Origin of the sequence: Bradyrhizobium sp. WSM471 (assembly GCF_000244915.1) — a bacterium.
In the GTDB taxonomy this organism is placed as follows: domain Bacteria; phylum Pseudomonadota; class Alphaproteobacteria; order Rhizobiales; family Xanthobacteraceae; genus Bradyrhizobium.
The window spans coordinates 3,534,271-3,556,308 of record NZ_CM001442.1; the positions used below are offsets into that span (position 1 = coordinate 3,534,271).

Annotated in this window: 20 protein-coding genes and 2 pseudogenes; 9 read left to right on the plus strand and 13 right to left on the minus strand. The window is 63.8% G+C overall.

The window, feature by feature from the left end; translation table 11 throughout:
• Positions 1–22 precede the first annotated feature (22 nt).
• A complete protein-coding gene (locus tag BRA471DRAFT_RS15390) occupies positions 23–358 on the plus strand; it encodes a hydroxyisourate hydrolase (protein ID WP_007608705.1) in 336 nt (111 codons plus the stop codon).
• On the opposite strand, the gene BRA471DRAFT_RS15395 is transcribed toward BRA471DRAFT_RS15390, so the two are convergent.
• The 4 genes from BRA471DRAFT_RS15395 to BRA471DRAFT_RS15410 are packed head-to-tail and all read right to left on the minus strand — an operon-like array spanning position 359 to position 4,213.
• The gene (locus BRA471DRAFT_RS15395; protein ID WP_007608706.1) at positions 359–1,174 is read right to left on the minus strand and encodes an ABC transporter permease; all 816 of its coding nucleotides are present in this window, start codon (positions 1,172–1,174) and stop codon (positions 359–361) included.
• Positions 1,174–2,037: an ABC transporter permease gene (locus BRA471DRAFT_RS15400; RefSeq protein ID WP_007608709.1), complete on the minus strand. Its 864-nt coding sequence runs from the start codon at positions 2,035–2,037 to the stop codon at positions 1,174–1,176. The genes BRA471DRAFT_RS15395 and BRA471DRAFT_RS15400 overlap by 1 nt, the downstream gene beginning before the upstream one ends.
• A 4-nt stretch (positions 2,038–2,041) precedes the next feature.
• Positions 2,042–3,088 (minus strand): ABC transporter substrate-binding protein, encoded by a 1,047-nt coding sequence (locus tag BRA471DRAFT_RS15405; RefSeq protein WP_007608710.1) that lies wholly within the window; start codon positions 3,086–3,088, stop codon positions 2,042–2,044.
• 30 nt (positions 3,089–3,118) lie between these two features.
• A complete protein-coding gene (locus BRA471DRAFT_RS15410) occupies positions 3,119–4,213 on the minus strand; it encodes an ABC transporter ATP-binding protein (protein WP_007608711.1) in 1,095 nt (364 codons plus the stop codon).
• An 88-nt stretch (positions 4,214–4,301) separates the two neighbouring features.
• Between BRA471DRAFT_RS15410 and BRA471DRAFT_RS15415 the strand changes: the two genes are divergently transcribed.
• A complete protein-coding gene (locus tag BRA471DRAFT_RS15415; protein ID WP_007608712.1) occupies positions 4,302–5,684 on the plus strand; it encodes an amidase in 1,383 nt (460 codons plus the stop codon).
• Here the strand turns inward: BRA471DRAFT_RS15415 and BRA471DRAFT_RS15420 are convergent.
• The gene (locus tag BRA471DRAFT_RS15420; protein WP_007608713.1) at positions 5,681–6,430 is read right to left on the minus strand and encodes an aspartate/glutamate racemase family protein; all 750 of its coding nucleotides are present in this window, start codon (positions 6,428–6,430) and stop codon (positions 5,681–5,683) included. The two genes, BRA471DRAFT_RS15415 and BRA471DRAFT_RS15420, sit on opposite strands and share 4 nt — an antisense overlap.
• A 2-nt stretch (positions 6,431–6,432) precedes the next feature.
• Complete coding sequence (locus tag BRA471DRAFT_RS15425; RefSeq protein WP_007608714.1) at positions 6,433–7,143, minus strand: GntR family transcriptional regulator; 711 nt, start codon at positions 7,141–7,143, stop codon at positions 6,433–6,435.
• Positions 7,144–7,348: 205 nt separating this feature from the next.
• Between BRA471DRAFT_RS15425 and BRA471DRAFT_RS15430 the strand changes: the two genes are divergently transcribed.
• Complete coding sequence (locus BRA471DRAFT_RS15430; protein WP_007608715.1) at positions 7,349–8,089, plus strand: aspartate/glutamate racemase family protein; 741 nt, start codon at positions 7,349–7,351, stop codon at positions 8,087–8,089.
• Between the two features lie 11 nt (positions 8,090–8,100).
• Positions 8,101–9,510, plus strand: a complete 1,410-nt coding sequence (gene hydA, locus BRA471DRAFT_RS15435; protein ID WP_007608716.1) for a dihydropyrimidinase — start codon at positions 8,101–8,103, stop codon at positions 9,508–9,510.
• A 503-nt stretch (positions 9,511–10,013) separates the two neighbouring features.
• Here the strand turns inward: hydA and iolG are convergent.
• Entirely contained in the window at positions 10,014–11,006 is a 993-nt protein-coding gene (gene iolG / locus BRA471DRAFT_RS15440) for an inositol 2-dehydrogenase (protein ID WP_007608717.1), read from the minus strand.
• A gap of 207 nt (positions 11,007–11,213) precedes the next feature.
• Here iolG and iolD point away from each other — a divergent pair, with 207 nt between their 5' ends.
• Together iolD and iolE are read left to right on the plus strand one after the other, a co-directional pair.
• Entirely contained in the window at positions 11,214–13,055 is a 1,842-nt protein-coding gene (iolD, locus tag BRA471DRAFT_RS15445) for a 3D-(3,5/4)-trihydroxycyclohexane-1,2-dione acylhydrolase (decyclizing) (protein ID WP_007608718.1), read from the plus strand.
• A gap of 15 nt (positions 13,056–13,070) precedes the next feature.
• Positions 13,071–13,970: a myo-inosose-2 dehydratase gene (gene iolE, locus BRA471DRAFT_RS15450; protein ID WP_007608719.1), complete on the plus strand. Its 900-nt coding sequence runs from the start codon at positions 13,071–13,073 to the stop codon at positions 13,968–13,970.
• A 158-nt stretch (positions 13,971–14,128) separates the two neighbouring features.
• Here iolE and BRA471DRAFT_RS40080 read toward each other — a convergent pair whose 3' ends face one another.
• Positions 14,129–14,497 carry an ABC transporter ATP-binding protein gene (locus BRA471DRAFT_RS40080; protein ID WP_283848253.1) on the minus strand — a complete coding sequence of 123 codons (369 nt, stop codon included), beginning with the start codon at positions 14,495–14,497 and terminating at the stop codon, positions 14,129–14,131.
• Positions 14,498–14,773: 276 nt separating this feature from the next.
• Between BRA471DRAFT_RS40080 and BRA471DRAFT_RS38330 the strand changes: the two are divergent.
• The 3 genes and pseudogenes from BRA471DRAFT_RS38330 to BRA471DRAFT_RS15465 all read left to right on the plus strand — a co-directional run.
• Positions 14,774–14,914 (plus strand): annotated as a pseudogene (locus BRA471DRAFT_RS38330) (ABC transporter substrate-binding protein); the annotation flags it as partial.
• A gap of 143 nt (positions 14,915–15,057) precedes the next feature.
• Positions 15,058–15,513: an RbsD/FucU family protein gene (locus tag BRA471DRAFT_RS15460; RefSeq protein ID WP_007608720.1), complete on the plus strand. Its 456-nt coding sequence runs from the start codon at positions 15,058–15,060 to the stop codon at positions 15,511–15,513.
• A 5-nt stretch (positions 15,514–15,518) separates the two neighbouring features.
• Positions 15,519–16,403: pseudogene (locus BRA471DRAFT_RS15465) on the plus strand (ribokinase).
• Between the two features lie 9 nt (positions 16,404–16,412).
• On the opposite strand, the gene BRA471DRAFT_RS15470 reads toward BRA471DRAFT_RS15465, so the two are convergent.
• From BRA471DRAFT_RS15470 to BRA471DRAFT_RS15490, 5 genes are read right to left on the minus strand one after another with little or no spacing between them, the layout of a single operon-like run.
• Positions 16,413–17,126, minus strand: coding sequence for a class II aldolase/adducin family protein (locus tag BRA471DRAFT_RS15470; protein WP_007608721.1), 714 nt, complete (start codon positions 17,124–17,126; stop codon positions 16,413–16,415).
• Complete coding sequence (locus tag BRA471DRAFT_RS15475) at positions 17,123–18,541, minus strand: FGGY family carbohydrate kinase (protein WP_050992617.1); 1,419 nt, start codon at positions 18,539–18,541, stop codon at positions 17,123–17,125. Before BRA471DRAFT_RS15475 ends, BRA471DRAFT_RS15470 begins: the two co-directional genes overlap by 4 nt.
• Positions 18,542–18,547: 6 nt before the next feature.
• On the minus strand, positions 18,548–19,555 hold the full coding sequence (locus BRA471DRAFT_RS15480) for an ABC transporter permease (protein WP_007608723.1): 1,008 nt from the start codon (positions 19,553–19,555) through the stop codon (positions 18,548–18,550).
• Complete coding sequence (locus tag BRA471DRAFT_RS15485) at positions 19,552–20,556, minus strand: ABC transporter permease (RefSeq protein WP_007608724.1); 1,005 nt, start codon at positions 20,554–20,556, stop codon at positions 19,552–19,554. Before BRA471DRAFT_RS15485 ends, BRA471DRAFT_RS15480 begins: the two co-directional genes overlap by 4 nt.
• A complete protein-coding gene (locus tag BRA471DRAFT_RS15490; protein WP_007608728.1) occupies positions 20,549–22,033 on the minus strand; it encodes a sugar ABC transporter ATP-binding protein in 1,485 nt (494 codons plus the stop codon). Before BRA471DRAFT_RS15490 ends, BRA471DRAFT_RS15485 begins: the two co-directional genes overlap by 8 nt.
• Between the last annotated feature and the right edge of the window lie 5 nt (positions 22,034–22,038).

Here is a 22,038-nt window from a genome sequence, read left to right on the forward strand (position 1 = left end):
CTGCGCTCACGGGAGGAACATTGTGGCAGGCGGCATTTCCATTCACGCGGTCGATGTGGCGAGCGGACGCCCGGCGCAGGGCCTGCGGGTCGAGATCTGGCGGATCGGTCCGGACTCGCTCCGTATCGCCGACGGACGGCTTGGTGCCAACGGCGTGCTCGATCATCCCGTTGCGCAAGGCGCGGGCGTGACGGCAGGCGAGTACGAGGTCCTGTTTCATCTCGGCGACTTCTTTGCGGACGAGGACGGCTTTCTCACGGTGACGCCGTTCCGCTTTCGCATCAAGAACGTTGACGAGCATTATCACCTGCCGCTGAAATTCACGCGCTGGGGCTATTCGCTGTTCCGCGGCGCCTGATCAGTTGGTCAGCCGCCGCGACAACCCCGTGACGCGCTCCATGATCGCGACCAGCGCGACGGTCGCAATGATCAGCACGCCCGACAGCGCGGCGATGGTGACGTCGAGCTTGCCCTCGAGATCCTGCCACATCCGGATCGGCAGCATGTCGGTGGCGGCGTCGCGCAGGAACAGCGACACCGGCACGTTGTCGAAGGACGACATGAAGGCGATGAAGGCGCCCGCGATGATGCCCGGCCGGATCAGCGGCAGCACGATGCGCCGGAACGTGTAGATGCGGCTGGCGCCCAGCACGGCCGAGCTCTCCAGCAGGGTCGGCTCCAGCTGGGCGAGCGCCGCGATCGTGTTGCGGACGACATAGGGCACGCAGACCACGGTATGGCCGATCACCAGCGTCAGCGGCGACACCGGCAGGCCGACCAGCGAGAACAGCATCAACGCCGCAAGGCCGAAGGCCAGCGCCGGCAGCACCAGCGGCGACATGAACAGGGAATCGAGCAACCGCGCGGACAACGTCGGCGAGCGCGAGATCGCCAGCGAAGCCGCGACGCCGAGCACGACGGACAGGCCGGTTGCCCACAGCGCCACGATGAGGCTGTTCTTGGCTGCGAAGTGCAGCTGCCAGGCATTCCACAATTCGGCGTACCAGCGCAGTGAATAGCCCGGCGGCGGGAACCGTAGCGAGAAGCCGCTGGTGAAGGAGACGATCAACACCACCAGCGACGGCGCGATGATGATGATCAGCGCGATCACGGCGATCAGGCTCATGACCAGCTCAAAACTGAACGCCTCCAGAGTACGCTTGCGCCCGCTCATCACGCACCTCCATAGCCGCGCGACAGGCGGCCGAGCGTGGTGAAGACGGAGACGACCGCGAGCACGGCCAGTAGAAAGATGATCGAGATCGCCGATGCGAACGGCCAGTTTTGCAGCGTCGAAGCCTGCTGGTAGAGATACATCGGCATGAACAGCATCTGGCCGCCGCCGATCAGCGACTGGGTTATAAAGGCCGTGATTGCCGCGGCGTAGGTCAGTGTGCAACCGGCGATCACGCCGGGCAGCGACAGCGGCAGCACGATCTTGAAGAAGGTGCGCCAGCTTCCGGCGCCGAGCGAGCAGGAGGCATCGTCGAGATTGGAGTCGATCCGGCCGAGCGCGGTGATCAGCGGCAAGGTCATCAGCGGCATCTGCACTTGCGCCAGTGCGATCACCACGCCCAATTGGGTGTAGAGCAACTTCAAGGGCGTATCGATGATCCCGAGGGATTGCAGGGTCGCATTGATGATGCCTTGGCGGCCCAGGATGACGATCCAGGCGAAGGTGCGTACTACGACGCTCGTCAGCAGCGGTAGCAGCACGATCAGGATGATGATGGTCTGAAGCCGCGGCCCGACCCGCTGATAGAGCCATGCAATGGGAAAGCCGAGCACGAGGCAGACGGCCGTCACCTCGGCGCCCAGCAGCAGCGTCGAGCCGAGCACGCTGAGGCTGAAGGGGTCGGTGAGAAACTGCAGGTACTGGCCGAACCCCCACTGGAGCGCGGCCGTGTCGTTGTGCAGCGAGAGCCAGAGCAATTGCAGCAGCGGCGCCACGAAGAACACCAGGAAGAACAGCGCCAGCGGCGCTGCCAATCCCATCCCGTAGGAGGTGACGTCCCGTGATGCCGGTGCTGCGCCCATGGCGTTAGATCTTGATCTCCCGGTTGAAGCGCTCGATCCAGGCCGAGCGCTGCTCGTTGATCTTCTTCCAGTCCTGGAACACGAATTTCTGCTTCAGCTCGGCGGTGTCCTTGGCGAGCACGCGCGCGATCTCGCCGCCCATCGCCACCTTGGAATTGGTCGGCACGATCAAATAGGGCGGGTTCATCAGCGTGGTCTGCACCTCGGGCGTCAACGACGCCTCGATCAGCTTGAAGGCAAGCTCGCGGTTGGGCGAGTTCTTGACGATGTGGATCGTGGTCTTGAAGGCGATGGCGCCTTCCTTCGGAGCCACGAACTCGACCGGCACGCCGCGCGCTTTCAGGATCTGGATGGCGTTGAAATTGCCGGGCGAGATATCGATCTGGCCCTGCTGGAACAGGGTGGCGAGCGCGCCGGGATTGGCGGCGACCGCGGCGAGGTTGGGCTTCAGCTCCTCGATCGCCTTGAAGCCAGGATCGACATTGGCTTCAGAGCCGCCGCGCATCTTTGCGATCTCGACCAGCCATCCGGTGCCGAGCGTCGAGTTGAGATTGGTGATGCCGACGCGGCCCTTGAACTCGGGCTTCCACAGATCGGCCCAGGAGGTCGGCGGCGTCTTGACGGCTTCCGGATTGTAGGTGAGGCCGACGACCTGAAAGAACGGGGCAGGGCCCATCGGCTCCTGGGCCTCGGCGATCAGGTCCTTGTAGTAGGCGCTCTTCTCGACGGGGTACGGCTCGACAAGGTCCTGGCCGATCGCGACCAGGGCCGGGCCGGGATCGTGCAGCATGACGTCGATCGGCGGATTGGCCTTGGCGGCGTTGACCTTGGCGATCTGGTCGACCGAGAGCATCGGGTCGAGCACCATCGCGGCGTCCGCGTTGGCCTTGCGGAAGGCCGGCACCAGCACGGCCTTGTGCGCCTCCTCCCAGCTTCCGGTGAAGGTCGCAAACACCAGCGGTCGGGCCTGGGCGTAGCTCAATCCGGGAAACGCCTTCATGGCGCCGAGTGTGAGTGCGGTCGTCATCAGGCTTCGGCGGTTCATGATCATGGTCAAACTCCCTCTGGACAAAAATTGGATTTAAAGCGTTGCAGGAAAAGCGTTGGCGAGCGACGGGGCGAGCGGCGCGAGGCGCACCGCGGCGCCGCTCTCCAGGGTGCGCGTCTCGCCGATGCGCGCCTGGGAGATCTTGACGCCGGAGCCGTCCGCGGTGGTGACCTCGTGCACGACCGTGGCTCCAAGCGGCAGCGACATGCCGACCACGCCGGCAAAGCCGGTCTCGTCACCGACGAATTGCAGATGCTCGGGGCGGATGCACACGGTGACGCGGCCGCCTTCGGTGAGGGCGCCGCCGGCGGGACGCGCGATGATTTCCGCGCCGGCATCGAGGCGGACTTTTGCTGCCGTCCGATCCGCCGAGAGGACCACGCCGGGCATGCGATTACTGGCGCCGACAAAAGTGTTCACGAACAGGGTCTGCGGTCGGTCATAGACGTCGGACGGCGATCCGAACTGCTCGAGCTTGCCGTGGCTGAGCACCGCGACGCGGTCGGCCATCGACAGTGCTTCTTCCTGGTCATGGGTCACGATCACCGTGGTGATGCCGGAGACGCGTTGCAGCCGCTTGACCTCGATCTGCATGTCCAGCCGCAAATTCTTGTCGAGCGCGGCAAAGGGCTCGTCGAGCAGCAGGATCGACGGCTTGATCGCCAGCGCGCGAGCGAGCGCCACGCGCTGCTGCTGGCCGCCGGAGAGCTGCCGTGGCAACCGTTCCGACATGGTCGGCAGCTGCACCAGATCCAGCAGGCGCTGCGCTTCGCGCTGGCGGGTCGCCTTGTCGATGCCGCGCGCGGCAAGCCCGTAAGCGACGTTCTCGCTGATGCTGAGATGGGGGAATAGTGCGTAGTTCTGAAACACGATGCCGACCGCGCGGCGGTTCGGCGGCAGCGCATCGACGATGTCGTCGCCGACGATGATCCGCCCCTGCGTCTGTGCGATGAAGCCGGCGATGATGCGCAGCAGGGTAGTCTTGCCGCAGCCGGAGGGGCCGAGCAGGGCGATGATTTCGCCACCCTTGATGTCGAGATTGATGTTCTCGACCGCGAGGGCGCCGCTCGGATAGCGGTGGGTGACGGCGTCGACGACGAGCGATCGGCCGCCTTGCGCTTCAGCCATGATGTTGCCTCCCATTCTCCCGAGGAAGAAAGCAAGTCTCGTGCCCGGGCTGGTCGCTTTTCGCTGCGAGGTTTGGCATGGTGGGCCGATGACGTCGATTTGCGATCTCACCGCCACGGCTCTCTCGCGCGCCATCGCCAAGGACGAACTGTCCTCGCGCGAGGTTGTCGAGGCGCATCTCGAACGGATTGCGCACCAAGACGTGCAATTGGCGGCATTCGTGACTGTCGATGCCGACGGCGCCCGCCGTGGTGCGCAAATCTGCGATGCCGCGCCCGCGCCGATCGGCCCGCTGCACGGTGTGCCGGTAGGGATCAAGGACCTCACGGACACGGCGGGGCTCGCGACCACCTGTGGGTCGGTTCTGTTTCGTGATCACGTTCCGGCCGAGGACGATCTCGTGGTCGCGCGGCTGCGGCGTGCCGGCGCGATCATCTTGGGGAAGACCAACACGCCGGAATTCGGCTTCGGTGCGGTCTGCACCAACAAATTGTGCGGCCCGACCCGCAATCCCTTCAATCCCGCGCTGACCTCGGGTGGATCCTCCGGCGGCTCCGCGGTTGCGGTCGCGACCGGCATGGTGCCGCTGGCCCATGGCACCGATTTCGGCGGCTCCGTGCGCACGCCCGCAAGCTTTTGCGATGTCGCCTCGATCAGGCCAACGCCCGGCCGGATTCCGTCGCATCGCCGCCCGCTCGGCTGGGACATGCTCGCCACCCACGGTTTTCTGGCCCGCGGTGTCGACGATCTCGAACTGGCGCTGTCGGTCTTTGCGGGAGGCGATGTGCACGACCCGCTCTCGATGGGCGTCGTCAATGACGAGCGGCCGGTTGCAATCCGTCCCCGGATCGCAGTGACGACCGATTTCGGTGTCGCGCCCGTGGCGCGCGATGTCCGTGCGCGGTTCGCCGCGGCCTGCGCGGCACTCGCGGTCGTTGCCGATGTGGTACCGTCCGCGCCCCATTGCGGCGGTGCGATCGAGACATTTCGGACGCTGCGCGGCGCGCACATCGCCAACAGCTATGGAGAGCTGCTGAAGGCGCGCCGCGCCGAGCTCACGCCCACCGTGATCTGGAATATCGAGGCGGGCGCAAAGCTCTCCGCGGAGGACTATCTCAACGCCGAGCGGCGCCGCACCGGCATCTACCGCAGCTTTCGCGAGCTGTTCAGCCACACTGATTTCCTGGTGGCGCCGGCGGCGTCCGTCTTGCCCTGGCCCAATGAAATCAGCGACGTCACCGCGATCGATGGCGCTGCGCTGGAGACGCCGATCGATTATCTCGCCGTCACCTTCATCGTGTCGCTGGTCGGTTTCCCGGTCCTGACCCTGCCGGCGCCGCGAGCGGAGAACGAGCTGCCGTTCGGCATCCAGATCACCGCACCACCGGGATGCGAATCCCGCCTGTTCGCCTTCGGCCGTGTCATCGAGAACGAACTCGGTTTTTCCCATCGCTGGCCGAAGCTCCCCTAGCTGTCGCGATGCTCGAGCCGGGCGGCGAGCGCATCGGCAAGGCCAATCGTGGGTTTGGCGGCGGGGCGGCGGTACGTGCCTTCGGTTGCCTTGCGCAGGCGCAGCGCCACCAGCGCCTCGGCCTGCTTCACCGAGGCTATGACTTGATCGACCACGGGGACGGGGATCCGGTCGGCGACTCGCTCAGCGAGGCCCGAGAGCGGCGCACCTGCAAAAATCAACACGTCCGCATCGTCTTCCACGATCGCGCGCCGGGCGAGATCGACCAGCACATCTTCCTTCTCGGTGCCGACCTCCGAGATCGCCTGGAACGGCGTATCGAGCATGCGGATACCGGCGCAGCGCTCCCACAGCCCGTGGGCGCGAACGCATTCCTCGTACCAGGGGCCAAGCGCCTGGGCGAAGGTGACGATGGCGAAACGCCTTCCGGCCATGCAGGCGGTCAGCATTGCCGCTTCCGCCATGCCGACCACGGGAATGTCGAAGGTCTCGCGCGCGGCGAACAGGCCGGGGTCGCCGAACGCGGCGATGATCGCTGCGTCGACCTTGCGATGCTGCCCGGCCAGCATCTCCAGCGCAATGGCACCGCCGATCTGTGCCTCGGTGCGTGTCGAGATATAGGGCACGCCGCGGGTCGCGGTGCAGGGGATCAGCTCGGTCCCGGGCCCTGCCGCGCGCTGCCCGACATCCGTCATCAATTGGGTGACTGCGGTGCTGGTGTTCGGGTTGAGCAGCAGCAGCTTCATGACTACGCCGCTGTCTGCTTGGCTTGAGAGGCGGCGATGACTTCGAGCAGCGCCGTACCGGTGCGCCGGACATGGGCGCCGAGCAGGCGTCCTGCGGTTTCGCTATCGCGCGCCTCGAGCGCGGCAAGGATGCCGGCGTGCTCGTCGACCGAATTGCTCCAGCGCCGGTCGGCGCCGAGCGCGAGGTAACGCGCGCGCTCGGCGCGGGAGATCAGCGTCTCGTGCGCTTCCCGCAACGGCGTGTTGCGCGCCATGCGGACGATGGTGTTGTGAATCTCGCCGTTGATGGCGAAGTACTCGTCGAGCTTGCCGTTGCGATGATGGCCTTCCATGCGGGTCTGAAGCGTGCGAAGCCGGGCGAGATCGCGCTCGGTGGCGCGCTCCGCGGCAAGCTCGGCGGCCAGCCGCTCGATGCCGGCCAGCGCCTCGAACAATTCGGAGATGCCGTCGACCGCGATGTCGGCGATACGCGGGCTGCGGTTGGGGCGCAGCTCGATCAATCCCTCCGCCGCCAGCACCTTGATCGCCTCGCGCAGCGGCGTGCGCGACACCCCGAGCTCCTTCGACAGTCTTGTTTCCTGGGTCTGCGATCCCGGCGGCAGCTCGCCACGAATGATCATCGTCCGCATCCGCGCGGCCGCGCGCTCATGCAGGCCCATCCGCTTGAGCTTGGGCGACTTTCGGCCCGGAATCGGTTCGGATTTCTGCTGCACGCCGACCTTCCTGCTGACGTGCGATCGTAGCCAATTTCCTTCATGTGAGGTGCCCAAATAGAAGACGTATGTGGCTCAAAACACGTTCATATCGAATAAATTGTATGCAGCATGCAGATTGCGGGTTGCGTGGACGGATGCGGACGCGGATGATCTTTTGAGGAAGCGGAGGAGCGCTTTCGCCGCAACGGAGCGACTGCGATCGATGTCAATTTTGCGCAAACGCCTCGGCATGATCACGCCGTCTTCCAATTCGGTCCTGGAGCCCGTCACCAGCGCCATGCTCGCCGGCGTCGACGGCGTCACCGCGCATTTCTCACGCTTTCGCGTCACCGAGATTGCACTCGACGTCGCCGCGCTGAACCAGTTCGACGCCTCGGTGATGCTGCCGGCGGCGGACCTGCTGGCTGATGCGAAGGTCGATGCCATCGCCTGGAACGGTACCTCCGCAAGCTGGCTCGGCATCAGCCGCGACCGGAGCCTTTGCGAGGCGATCACGGCGCGCACAGGCGTGCCTGCGACAACGTCGACGCTTGCTTGCATCGATGCCGCCCGTGCGCTCGGCGCCAAACGTGTCGGCCTGGTCTCGCCCTATACCGACGACGTGCAGCGGCGGATCGGCGACGTCTGGGCCGAGGAGGGGGTCGCCCCGCACGCGGAGCGGCACCTCGGACTGCGTGACAATTTCTCATTCGGCGAGGTCGCGCCTGCGACGATTGCTGGCATGATCCGCGCTGTGGCGGCTGACGGCGCCGATGCTGTCGTCATCCTCTGCACCAACCTCGACGGCGCCGCCCTGGCGGCCTCGCTCGAACGAGAATTGAATGTCGCGGTGCTCGATTCGGTAGCGGTCACGCTGTGGCGAATCCTGGAGCTCGCCGGCGGCGACGCCGGGGCTCTTGCCGATTGGGGACGGATCTTCCAGACATCGGCGGTCATCAAGTGACGGAGACTCCTGTGACGCAGCTCGACCTCGCTATTCGCGGCGGCACCATCGTGACGGCTAGCGACGAGTTTCGCGCCGATATCGGCATTCGCGACGGCCGCATCGTCAGCATTGCCGATCATATCGAGAGTGCTGCCCGCGAGATCGACGCGACCGGGCTGCTGGCGCTGCCGGGCGGGATCGACAGCCATGTCCACATCTCGCAGGCCTCCGGCCCCGACGTGGTGATGGCCGACGACTTCGCCTCGGCGACCCGTTCGGCAGCCGCCGGCGGCAACACCATGGTCCTCCCGTTTGCGCTTCAGGAGAAAGGCACGTCGCTGCGGGCCTGCGTCGAGAACTACCGCAAGCTCGCCGAAGGTGAGTGCTATATCGACACGGCGTTCCATCTCATCATCTCCGATCCGACCGCGGTCGTGCTCGGGCAGGAGCTGCCGGCGCTGGTCAAGGACGGCTACACCTCATTCAAGGTGTTCATGACCTATGACGACCTCGTGCTCAGCGACCAGCAGCTGCTCGAGGTGTTCGAGGTCGCGCGCCGCGAGGAAGCGCTGGTGATGGTCCATTGCGAGGGTTACGACGCCATCCGTTTCCTGACCTCCAAGCTGGAACGCGAGGGCCATATCGCGCCCTATTATCACGGCGTCTCGCGGCCACAGGCGGTCGAACGCGAAGCCACGCATCGCGCCATCAGTCATGCCGAGGTGATCGGCGTTCCCATCATGATCGTGCATGTCTCCGGGCGCGAGGCGATGGAGCAGGTGCGCTGGGCCCAGCAGCGCGGATTGCCTGTCCATGCCGAGACCTGCCCGCAATACATCACGCTGACGGCCGACGACATGAAGGGCCTGAACATGGACATGTCAGGCGCGAAATATGTTTGCTCGCCGCCGCCGCGTGACGTGGAAAGCCAGCAGGCGATCTGGGAAGGCATCACCACGGGAGTGTTCCAGACCTTCTCGTCCGATCATTGCCCGTTCCGCTACGACGATCCCAAGGGCAAGCTGACGCCGAACGGCCGCACCTCGTTCCGCTGGGTGCCGAACGGCCTTCCGGGTGTCGAGACCCGGCTGCCGATTCTGTTCTCCGAAGGCGTGTCGAAGGGACGGATCAGCCTGCAAAAATTCGTCGAGCTGACCGCAACTAACCATGCACGCATCTACGGCCTCTATCCGCGCAAGGGCTCGATCGGCGTCGGCTTCGATGCGGATATCGTGCTGTGGGACCCCAAATTGAAGAAACCTATTCGGCAGGCCGATCTGCATCACGGCTCGGACTACACGCCATGGGAAGGGCTCGACGTCACGGGATGGCCGGTAACCACGATCGCCCGTGGCCGGGTGGTGTACGAACACGGCAGGATCGTCGGCGCCAAAGGCGGAGGCGACATTCTCAGCCGCGGCAGGTCGAGCCTGATCTGATCGGGCTCAACCGCGTTGTGGCGACCAGTGGTCGTTATGTCGTCGGCGACTTCATCCGCGAGTTCGAGCCGGGCAATCTCGTGCTGACCGGCCCCAACCTGCCGCACAACTGGGTGAGCGATCTGCCGCCGGGGAGCACCATCCCGCTGCGCGGACGTATGCTGCAGTTCAGCGAAGAATTCATCGGCGACCTGATGAAGGTCATGCCCGAGCTCTCGGGCCTTGCTGCTATGCTGGAATTCTCGCGGCGCGGCGCGCTCTTCACCCGCAGCAGCAGCGACAAGATCGCTCCGCTGATGGAAGAGATCGCGACGGCGAACGGTGTGCGCCGGATCGAGCTGTTCCTGATGATCCTGGGAACGCTCTCCCGCGCCCGAAGCGCGCGTCCGCTCTCGAGCCCGAACTATTTGGCCGCCCCCCTCGGGATACATGTCCGCGGGGATGAACAAGGCGCTCGCCCTGGGCCGCGGAGCGGCGCAGCAAGAGTTCGGTCGAAGTCATCGTCAGGCGGCCATGATGGCGACGGGGCGGCCAGTGCGGGCGGATTCGGTGGCTGCGTCGGCGAGCATCTGGGCGCGCAGCCCGTCGAGACCGGTCGGAGAGGGCGCAGCCTTGCCAGCACACGCATCGATGAAGGCAGCGAGTTCGGCGCGATAAGCGGCGGCATAGCGTTCGAGGAAGAAGTTCTGCACCGGATCGGCACGGAAGCCCTCGTTGGTAGCGATCTCGACGGTCGTCTCGTGGATGTTGCCAGCCCTCAGCATTCCCTTCGAGCCATGCACCTCGATGCGCTGGTCGTAGCCGTAAGTGGCACGGCGCGAATTCGAGATCTGCGCGATGCGCCCGCTCGCCGTCTTGATCAGCACGGCGGCGGTATCGACATCGCCGGCTTCGCCGATGGCCTTGTCTACCAGCGCCGAGCCAAGCGCAAAGACCTCGACCGGCTCCTCCGCCAGCAGAAAGCGCGCCATGTCGAAATCATGGATCATCATGTCGCGGAAGAGACCGCCCGAGCGTTTCACATAGTCGACCGGCGGTGGTCCGGGATCGCGCGAGATGACGCTGACGATCTCGATCTCGCCGGCCTGGCCGCTGCGCAGCCGCTTCTCCAGCGCCGCGAAGTTCGGGTCGAAGCGGCGGTTGAAGCCGATCATCAGAGGCTTGCCTGTTTTCTCGACCGTGGCCAGGCAGCGGCGAATGCGGCCCGAATCAAGATCGACTGGCTTCTCGCAGAACACTGCCTTGCCGGCCGAGACGGCGGCTTCGATCAGGTCGGCATGCGTGTCGGTCGGTGTGCAGATCAGGATGGCGTCGATGCCGGAATCACTCATGATCGCTTCCGCATCGGCCACTTTCGCGCCTGCAGCCTGCGCCAGCGAGGACGCGGCCTCGCTAGAGGCGTCGGCCACCGCGACGAGCCGTGCATCGCCGCGCGCCGCGACATTGAGGCCGTGAATGCGCCCGATCCTGCCCGCGCCCAGAATTCCAAACCGCATTGTCATCATCATTGCTTGACTATTTGAATAAGCATTCCATTCTCTGCGCCGCCTAGTCAAGGTCGGACTGCGTTCTTCTCATTCGCGTCACTGAGTCGTGTCAGATCGGATCACGGCGCATTCGCGACGCGGTTGCGCCAGCACGCGCGGTGAGCGCGATGATCGAGCATTTCGTCCAGGCCGGGCGGCGCTGTTGAGGAGAGAGTGATGGCGACGATCAGGCTCACCATGGCGCAGGCGCTCGTCGCCGCGATGGCCGCGCAGAGGACGGTGATCGATGGCGAGGAGCAGCCGCTCTTCGCCGGTGTCTGGGCGATCTTCGGGCATGGCAATGTCGCGGGCCTCGGCGAGGCGCTGTATGCCGTGCGCGATCGTCTGCCAACCTTGCGCGCGCATAACGAGCAGGCGATGGCACATGCCGCGATCGCCTTCGCCAAGGCCTCGCGCCGCCGGCGCATGATGGCGGTGACGAGCTCGATCGGCCCCGGCGCGACCAATATGGTGACGGCCGCTGCAGTCGCTCACGTCAATCGGCTGCCGGTGCTGCTGTTGCCGGGCGATGTCTTCGCCGGGCGCCGCCCGGATCCGGTGCTGCAACAGATCGAGGATTTCGGGGACGGTACTGTTTCCGCCAACGATTGCTTCCGGCCTGTCTCGCGCTATTTCGACCGCATCACCCGGCCCGAGCAGATCATGCAGGCCTTTGAGCGCGCGATGCAGGTTCTGACGGATGCGGCCGAATGCGGACCCGTGACGCTCGCGCTCTGCCAGGATGTGCAGACCGAAGCATTCGAATATCCCGACTGGTTCTTCGCCGAGCGGGTCTGGCAGCCGCGCCGGGCACGGGCTGACGAGACGCAGTTGGCTCAGGCCGCAGCCCTGCTCAAGGCGGCCAAGCGCCCGCTCGTCGTCGCCGGCGGCGGCGTCCTCTATAGCGAGGCGGAAGGCGATCTCGCAGTCTTTAGCACAGCGCACGGCGTACCGGTGGCAGAAACGCAAGCCGGCAAGAGCGCGCTGCCCCACGACCATCCGCTGAATCTCGGCGCGATCGGCGTTACCGGAACTCGCGCCGCCAACGACGCAGCGCGGCAGGCCGATCTGCTGCTCGCGATAGGCACCCGGCTGCAAGATTTCACCACAGGCTCACGCTCGCTTTTCGCCGATGCCGCCTGCCGGATCGTCGGCCTGAATACGCAGACCTTTGATGCCGGCAAGCATCGTGCGCAGCCGCTCGTGGGCGATGCCAAGGTCGTTCTGGCGGAACTCGGCGCCTCCCTTCAGGGCTGGGCGGCACCTGCCGTCTGGATCGAGCAGGCAAGGACCGGCCGCACGGCCTGGTTGGAAACGGCCGCGCACTACACCGCGGCTGACAACGAAATCTTGCCGAGCGATGCGGAGGTCATCGGCGGCGTTCAACGCCGCAGCCTGCCGAGCGATGTCGTGCTTTGCGCGGCCGGCGGCTTGCCGGGCGAGTTGCATAAGCTCTGGCAGCCGGGCGCACCCGGCGGCTACCACATAGAATACGGCTATTCGTGCATGGGCTACGAGATCGCCGGCGGGCTGGGCGTCAAGCTCGCCGATCCGGAGCGCGAAGTCGTCGTGATGGTCGGCGACGGTTCCTATCTGATGATGAATTCGGAGATTGCAACGTCGGTGATGCTTGGTGCCAAGCTCATCATCGTCGTGCTCGACAATCGCGGCTTCGGCTGCATCAACCGACTCCAGAACGCGACCGGCGGCGCCCCCTTCAACAATCTCCTGCGCGACGCCCGTCACGAGGTGCTGCCCGAGATCGACTTCGTGGCGCACGCTGCCGCGATGGGGGCGATCGCGCGCAAGGCCGCGGGCATCACTGACCTGGAAGCGGCGCTCGACGATGCGCGAGGGCACGATCGGACGAGCGTCATCGTGATCGACACCGACCCGCTGCGTTCGACCGATGCCGGCGGCCACTGGTGGGATGTGGCGGTACCGGAGGTCTCGGAGCGCGCTGAGGTCGTAGCCGCAAGGCGCAGTTATGTCGAGGCGCTCGTGCGCCGCAATTACTGATCGAGCGAGGACGACATGCCTATCCGTATCGGAGCGAACCCCATCGGCTGGTCGAACGACGATCTGCAAGAGGTTGGCGGCGAGACACCGCTCGATACGTGCCTGTCCGAGGCGCGCGAGGCGGGCTTCGAGGGCATGGAGCTCGGCCACAAGTTTCCGCGCGAGCCGCAGACCCTGAAGGCTGCGCTCGCGCCCTTCGGTATGGCCTGCATCTCCGGCTGGTATTCGGCGGAGCTTCTGAAGCGCAATGCCGACGAGGAGATGCGGCATCTGCGCCCGCATTTGGATCTGCTGAAGGCGATGGGATCGTCCGTGCTGGTCTTCGCCGAGACCTCGAATGCGATCCACGGCGATCGCAGCAAGCCGTTATCGCGCCGGCCGGTCATGAAGGCGGGCGACTGGGCGGAGTTCGGCCACCGTATCACGGAGGTCGCGGAGCGTACGCTCGCCGAGGGCGTCAGGCTGGTCTATCATCATCACATCGGCACCATCGTGGAAAGTGCGGCGGATATCGACGCCTTCATGGCAGCGACCGGCGAGGCGGCTCATCTCCTGCTCGACACCGGCCATGCGACTTGGGGCGGCGCCGATCCGGCTGCGCTGGCTCGACGTTATCGTTCCCGCATCAGCCATTTCCACGCCAAGGACGTACGCCAGGCGGTGATGGAGCAGGCGCGCCGCGAGGATTGGAGCTTCCTCGATGCGGTGTTGGGGCAGGGCAGCGAACTCGGTGTCTACACCGTGCCCGGCGACGGCATGGTCGATTATCCGGACGTCTTTCGCGAGCTTCCGGGCTATTCCGGCTGGATCGTGGTTGAGGCGGAACAGGACCCCGGGAAGGCACACCCGCTGACCTACGCCAGGAAGGGTATTGCCCATCTGAAGCAGAGCCTGCACGAGGCCGGGCTTGCCTAGCCGGAGGCTCTCTCCCACGCCGGGTTACCTGCTTGGCTTGCGCGAAATGCGCGGCGTCGTTTCGCTGCGGTTGGCACTTGCTGGCTATACGTTGTGGCAGGCGACTGCCGTGCCGGAAGACCGAAGTTCTGGAACATCGACGAGGCAGCGATCGCTGGCTAATGGACAACGAGGCGCGTAAGTGCAGCTGTGCGGCCGCGTGAACAGGCTTGGCGGTTCACCCGTTTCGATTGCGCCCCAGGATCCGCTTCGACGGATCCGGCTTCGGAATTGCTGCCACCAGCGCGCGTATAGGGATGAAGCGGGTGATCCAGGACCGTCCGCGTCCCGGACTGCTCCACGACCCGGCCCATATACATGACGGCAACACGGCAGCTGATCTGCCCGATCACACCAAGGTCGTGCGAGATGAAGAGCATCGACAGTCTGAGCCGGTCACGCAGGTCCATCATCAGATTGAGCACATGGGCCTGCACCGAAACGTCGAGGGCCGAGACCGGCTCGTCGGCGATGATGATTGCGGCCACTGCGGTGGCGCGGCCGCCGCAAGCAGCACCCACGCATGAGGATGGCGCGCATTGCATCGCACAGGCGGGCCGCAAGAAGGGTGCCGTTCTCGTGCGCAAACGCAAATCGCAACGATTTGGGTGAAACGAGCGTGGAACAAAAGGGGATGGAGAAGGCCGCCACACCGAGAAGGATCAATAACTTAGAAGATGCTCCCTGCCTTCGGGATGCCGGGTTTACAGGACGCTCCCTAGCCGCCATTCAAGTCCACAACATAGTTTCTCACTGGCGCTGCGGCAATGGTTGCAACCGCCATGGAATTGACCGTCGGCAACTTTTACAATCAAGTCGCGGTTCGCGGCAGCTATATCCTAGACGCAACACTGGTGACCAAGACTGCCGCGAAAGATTTCTACTTCGCGGATTCGCCGTTCTGAACGAGCCAAGTTGCAGACCAGCCGGAGCGGCGCTCCGGCTGGTTCACGGCTGTCACTACTAAAGACGTCGCCTTACGGTGATACTGGTTGGCATCCGAACCATCAGAGTTTGGGCGATTTTGAAGATAAGGGAGTGACGCAACATGCTCAAGGGCATCAATCCACTGCTCAATGCCGACGTGCTCCATGCCTTGCGCGCAATGGGGCACGGAGACCGCATCGTGGTGTGCGATACTAATTTCCCTGCCGACTCCATCGCGCGTCAGACCGTGTTGGGCGAGTTGCTTCGCATCGACAACGTCAGTACGGCAAAGGCGATCGAAGCCATCCTCTCGGTGCTGCCGCTCGATACGTTTGTCGACGATGCCGCGATCCGCATGGAGATTGTTGGCCAGCCCCAGGAGGTGCCACCGGTGCAGCGCGAGGTGCAGGCCGTGATCGATCGCACCGAGGGGCGCTCCTGGCCGCTGGTCGGGGTCGAGCGCCATGCCTTCTATGAAAAGGCCAAGACGGCCTACTGCGTAATTGCCACTGGTGAGCGGCGCTTCTACGGCTGCTTCCTGTTCTCCAAGGGCGTCATCGCGCCGGACGGAGAGTGACGACCATGAGCAAGACGGGCGTCGCTGTGCTCGACATCTTCGTCGTCGATCTGGCCTTCCGGGCCGGCAACATGCCTGCGATCGGCGAAACGATCGCGGGCTCGGGATTTGCCATGGGACCGGGCGGCAAGGGATCGAACCAGGCTGTGGCCGCAGCGCGCGCGGGTGCGGACGTGACCTTCATCTCCCGGATCGGCAGCGACGCCTTCGGTAACCTTGCCATCAAGACCTGGGAAGCCGAGGGCATCAGGCCGCGCGTGGCTAGGACCAAGGAAGGCGCCGACGGGTGCTGCCTTCATCTATGTCCACGAGACGCGTGGCGACAACGCCATCATCGTGGTGAGTGGAGCGGCTGGTGGTCTCAGCCCGGCTGATGTCGATGTGGCGGCGGAGGCGATCCGCGAGAGCCGCGTCGTCGTGACCCAGCTCGAGCAGCCGGTCGCGGCCGCGCAGCGCGGGCTTGAGATCGGGCGCGCTGCCGGCAGCATCACCGTGTTCAACCCGGCTCCTGCGGTCAAGCTCGACGATCGCCTGTTTGCCTTGTGCGACTACGTCGTTCCCAACGAGACCGAGGCTGAGGCGCTGACCGGGATCGCGGTGAGCGATCTTGCCGGCGCCCGCCGCGCCGGAGACGCGCTGCTGGCCAAAGGAGCGGGTACCGTGCTGATCACGCTCGGCGAGCGCTGTTTCACGGGCGAGACCGCTCGCTGCACGTCCCGCCGTTCGCCGCAGGCAAGGTGGTCGAAACCGCGGGCGCGGGCGATGCATTCGTCGGCGGCTTCGCAAGCGCGCTTGCGGGTGGCGCCGGTCCACTGGAAGCGGCGCACTTCGGTTCGGCGACAGCGAAGATTTCCGTGACGCGCGCGGGCGCTGCGCCTGCCATGCCGTGAAATCCACCATCAATGTGCCGTCCGTTTCGAGTCCGGTAGGGCGCGCGGAACATCGCCGACATCGTCAAGGTCAGGCGCCTGGCCGTATCCCATGCGTTTCATCTGCTCATGTACCTGCGCCATTTCAGCGTCGCTGAGGCGCGGCGGCTCGCCGATAGCCAAGGCGTGGACATACATCTTCGCCAGCGTCTCTACTTCTACGGCGAGCCAAAGCGCCTTTTCAATGGTCTGGGCCGTCACGATCAAGCCATGATGGCCAAGGAGGCAAGCGTTGCGATCTTCGAGGGCCTTGAGGGCGTAGTCCGATAGTGCCTGCGTGCCGAAACAAGCATAAGGCGCACAGCGAACATCGTTGCCACCCGCAACTGCGACCATGTAGTGGAAGCAGGGAATGCCACGCTCGTGCACGGCGAGAATCGTGCTGAAGGTGGAATGCGTATGGAGCACGACGTTAACGTCTTCGCGTGCTCGTAGAATATCGCGGTGAAACCGCCATTCGGATGAAGGACGATGGTTGCCCTGGTAGTTCGCGGCAAAATCCATCGCGACAACGTCCTCTGGCTGCATCCGATCATAGGGCATACTGGTGGGCGTGATCAGCATGCCATTTGGAATTCGGTGCGAAAGATTGCCAGATGTGCCCTGATTGAGACCGTTTCGATTCATCTGCCGGCAGGTATCGACAATACCTTGGCGGAGATCGGCATGATTGTGGTCTGTCATGAGGCGGGCTCCGAGAAAGCGATCCAGGACTGGTAGGCGGTGGAAAGGCCGCGCGGCTCGAACCCATCATTGCTAAGCGATGTGACAGCTTCAAGTACTACGCTCGAAACCGGCTGCGTACGCGAGAATCGCCGCCACAGCAGCGCAGCGCCAAGCGCCGTTCCGTGCGGTGATTGACTCACCCTGACGCTCTGCGAAGGTCGCAAGGTCGCAATGCAGCGGGCGAAGGGCAAATTCGCCGCAAAGCCACCATCGATGACTACGCATTTTGAGCTCTCAAGTGCATCAAGGCAGCGGTTTGCGCTGAACGCTGCGTAGAGAAGTGCCAATGCCTGCCATTCGGCAGGCGTCTCGGGAGACGGTCCGATGACCCGTCCGCGGCGAGCAGCGCCCGGAAATAATCCGTCGTCGCCAATGAAAGAGGGGAGCGCCAGGGTCCCCTTCGACAGCAGGGCCGACAATGCGGCGAGGACAGCTGCATCAGAAGCACGATGTTCCCCGCGGATCAGGTCGTATTCGCGGCCGGTCGCGATCAATGTCGAAGGTGCATTCTCGCCATCAACATCGATATTGAGCACCATCGCGCGCGTGCGATCGAGTTTGCCCAGGGAGAGGTCGCGCTGAAATGCAATCATCCAGGTGCCGGTCGATAGGATCGAGGCATCGGCCATGCCGGCAGCCTTGTAGCGAAACAGGTTGGCGTTGGAATCATGCACGCCACAGAGGATCTCGGTCGATTGCGCCAGGCCAGTGCGCCTCGCTATGGATTCCGAAACCGTCCCTAGCACCGCGCCGGCTGCGACGCGTTCGGGCAGCAGATGGCTCCAACCGCGCTTGCGCATAAGAGAGGAAGGCTGATGGTGGACGAGGTCCCAGATATGGCTCTGAGCCGCGAGCTGCGAGATTTCACTGGCCGCACGTCCGCCAAGCCACAAGGCGAGAAACTGCGCAGTGGTCAGATAGGTTTTTGCGCGGGCGAATTCGACGGGATATGCGCTTTCCTGCCACAGCAGCTGCTTTCCGAGCCGCATCGCGCCTCCAATTCCGCAAAACACCTCATCGTAACCCGGCGCGATCCGGGCATAGGCTTCATCGATTTCGGGTGGACAGACGGCATCATAGTCCATCATCGGCAGCACTGGCGCATCGCCATCGACGAGAACCGCGCCGCATCCATGCGCAGCCACTATCACGGCGCCGATGGCATGGCGTTGAGACACGTTGGCAAGGGTATCGAGAAACCATTCCTCCAGCCCGGCAAGATCATAGGCGAGGTATAGGCCCTGAGTCATCGGCACGTTCGGAATCGCATGTGTTTCGAGGGGCCACCCGTCGTCACTCGCCACCAACAGCTTGAGACTGGTCTTGCCAATGTCGAGAACCGCGATAGTGGTCGAGACCATCGAACTCATCATCGCTGGCTACCGCGGCGCTTTGCCGGCGAAATGAGGAACCGCCGCAACGGCAATCAAGATTCCACCCCAGATCGCCAACGTGAGGAATTGGCTAAGGTTCAGAAGGTTGAATGCCGAGGAGATAACCTGAAGGATGATCAGTGCAAGCAATAGCCCGCCAACCTTGCCGAAGCCACCAAACGGATCGATGCCGCCGAGGACGGCCGCAAGAATGGTGACGAGCAGGTAGCTCTCGCCGTATGCCGCGTTGGCCGAATTGAAACGTGCCAACATGACCACCGCTGCCACGCCCGCGAGCAAGCTGGAAAATACATAGAGTTTGAGAAGGACGGCGCGGGTATTGACGCCGGAGTAGCGGGTCGCCTTCTCGTTCGAGCCGATCATGTAAACCTTCGCACCGAACGGCGTCGCGTTCAGCATGAGCGCGACGGGCAAGGCGCAGAACGCGAGTACGATCAGAGCAAAGGGTACCCCGAAAACCGTTCCGTTGCCGATAAACACAATCGGCTCCGGGAATCCGGAGATGACGTTACCGCGCGACAAGCCGATCGCGAGACCCTTGCAGAGCGTCATCGTGCCGAGCGTGGCTAGGATCGGCGAAACGCCGAGATAGGCGATGACAAAACCATTGAGGAGGCCGACCAATGCGGCCACTGCAAATCCTGCAGCGATCGCAAACACCTGAATGCCGACCCAGGCGAGGCCCTGACTCCCCGGGATGTAGCGCGTCAGCAGGAACGCGATGGTCAGTCCGGACAGATTGGCGGTCGCGATGATGGAAAGATTGAGTCCACCAGATAGCAACGCCAGCATCATCGCGAGCGAGAGGATGCCAAGTTCGGGCATCTGGAAAGCCATGGATTGCAGCGTGTTGACCGAGAAGAACCGGTCGCCGATCGTGATCGCGAACACGACCCAGAGCGCGAACAACAGCAGGACGAGGGTGGCGACCGTGCCGCTGCCGGCGAGGACGACCATGCGCCGGCGAAGTGAGAGGGCGGGTACATTGCTCATCGGGATGCACTCTGGCTTCGCCGCTCGCGCTGCGACCAGGCGGTCGCAGAGACCGAAATGAGAATAACCAAGCCGACGAAGAACGGCGACCAGTAAGACGAAACGCCCAGCAAAATGATTCCATTTTGGAGTACCGCGAGCAGCGTCAAGCCCAGAAACGTGCCGAAGACCGTGCCGACGCCGCCCATCAGGCTGGCGCCGCCGAGCACGACGGCAGCGACCACATCGAGTTCCTTGCCCACCAGCACCGTCGGGGCGACGGACTGCGCGAGTTGTGCCTGAATCAGGGAGGCGATTCCGGCCATGACTCCCATGTAGCAATAGACCAGCATGTTGAGGCCGAAAATGTGGAAGCCGAGCCGCTGTGCAGCATCGGCATTGCCTCCCATGGCATAGATCTGCCGGCCAATATTAGTTCGATTAAGCAGAAGCCAGGTGACGAGAAATGCCAGCGCGAGCGCGAGGATTTGCAGGTTGATACCGTACGAGCTATCCTTGCCCCATTCGAACTCGAACCAGAATATTCCGGTCGCAAACCAGTCAGGCAACGAATAGATGTATTTGCCGCCGGTGAAGAAGATCAGAAGCCCATAGAAGATGTTCAGCGTCGCGACCGAAACGATGATCGATGGTATTCGAAGTTTCTGGATGAAGAACGCGTTGAGGGCACCGAGCGCACCGCCAATTCCAATCGCGATGGCGAAGACGCCGACCCAGTTCGCCCCGTAAGAATTGGCAAGCGAAAGTGTGACATACTGCGCTACCGATGCGGTCGCGGTGAATGAGATGTCGATTCCGCCGGCGATCAGCACGACCAGCAGCCCGAGCGCCAGGATGCCGACAAATGCATAAGAGGTCAGCAGATCAAACAGATTCTGCATAGTCAGGAATTGGGCGTTCGCGAAGCCCAAGCTGGCGCAGAGCCCGAGGATGACTATCAGCAGCCAGAACTCATGGCTGCGACGAAACCTGCTGAACGATGTGATGTGCGATTCAGGCATTGACGGCCTGCCGAAGCGCATCTTCGGAAGTGCCTGCGGCAGGCACGTCGGTTGTCAAGCGACCTTCCCGCATCACCAGCACGCGATGACTATGATAAAGGACCTCGGGTATCTCGTCTGATATCATCAGCACCGCAACGCCGTCGCGGGCCAGCCGCCGGATGATTTCATAAATGCCGTCCTTGGCGCTGATGTCGACGCCCACCGTGGGGCTATCGAGGATAAGCACCCGCGGATTCGTCGCCATCCATTTGGCGAGCACGACCCGCTGCTGATTGCCCCCGGAGAGCGTCTTCACCGGGTTGGCCGGATTGGCGACCTTGATCCCGAGTTCAGCAACCCACCGAGCGACATGGGTCTGTCGCGCGCGTGCGGTAATCAAGCCGAACGCGCCAGCCAGACGATCCAGCACCGTAAGCGTGACGTTCGCCGTGACGGACTGATTCAGGATGAGACCAAGCGTAAGCCTATCCTCGGATACGTAGGCGATCCCTCGATCGATCGCCTCTGCATTTGTACGGAGGGCGATGGGCCGCCCGTCAAGTGCGATGGTGCCGCGATCGGGCGGCTTCATGCCGAACAGGGATAGCGCCAATTCGGTTCGCCCTGAGCCGAGCAGACCGGTGAGACCCACTACTTCGCCCGCCCGCAACTGCAAGCTTACATCCTCATACTCGCCCTCGCGGCCCAGGCCCTTAACTTCCAGCACAACCGGGCCAGCGGCACGCTCAGGCGCCTGTATTTGATACTCGAAGGACTTGCCGGTCATCAGCTGGCTGAGTTTCCGCCCATCGATCGTGTCTGCAGCAAAAGTACCGACTTTGGCGCCGTCGCGCAGCACCGTCACGCGTTGGGCGATTTCAAGCACCTCATCGAGACGGTGGCTGACGAAAACGACGCAGATGCCAGCACGCTTCAGCTCGCTTACGAGCGCGATCAGGGCGTTCACCTCGTGGCGGGTCAACGATGCCGTCGGCTCATCCATAATCAGGAGTTTGGCATCCGCAGCCAAGGCGCGGCAGATCGCGACCAGCTGGCGTCCGGCAATGCTGAGCTCTGACACTTTCGCGTCCGGGTCAAACTCGACGCCGATCTTTGCCATTATGGCCTTCGCGGTGGCGCGCATTGAGGCCCAGTTCACCGAATGGAGGCCGCCAAGATGGTGCGCCATCGCGATATTCTCGGCGACGGTGAGGTTGGGGAATAGCGAAAGATCCTGGTAGATGACCTGAATGCCGCAATGCGTGGAGTAGACCGGGTTTAGTTTGGGATATTCCTTGCCGGAAATTGCGATACGGCCGCCAGGCTCCGCTGCCTCGACGCCCGAAATGATCTTGATCAGGGTGGACTTGCCGGAGCCGTTTTCACCAACCAGGCAATGCACCTCGCCGACTTCCAGAGTGAGATCGACGTCGCGGAGCGCGTGCACGCCGCCGAAGCGCTTCGATATGCCGGACATCTCCAGGAAAGTCGCCAAAGGTT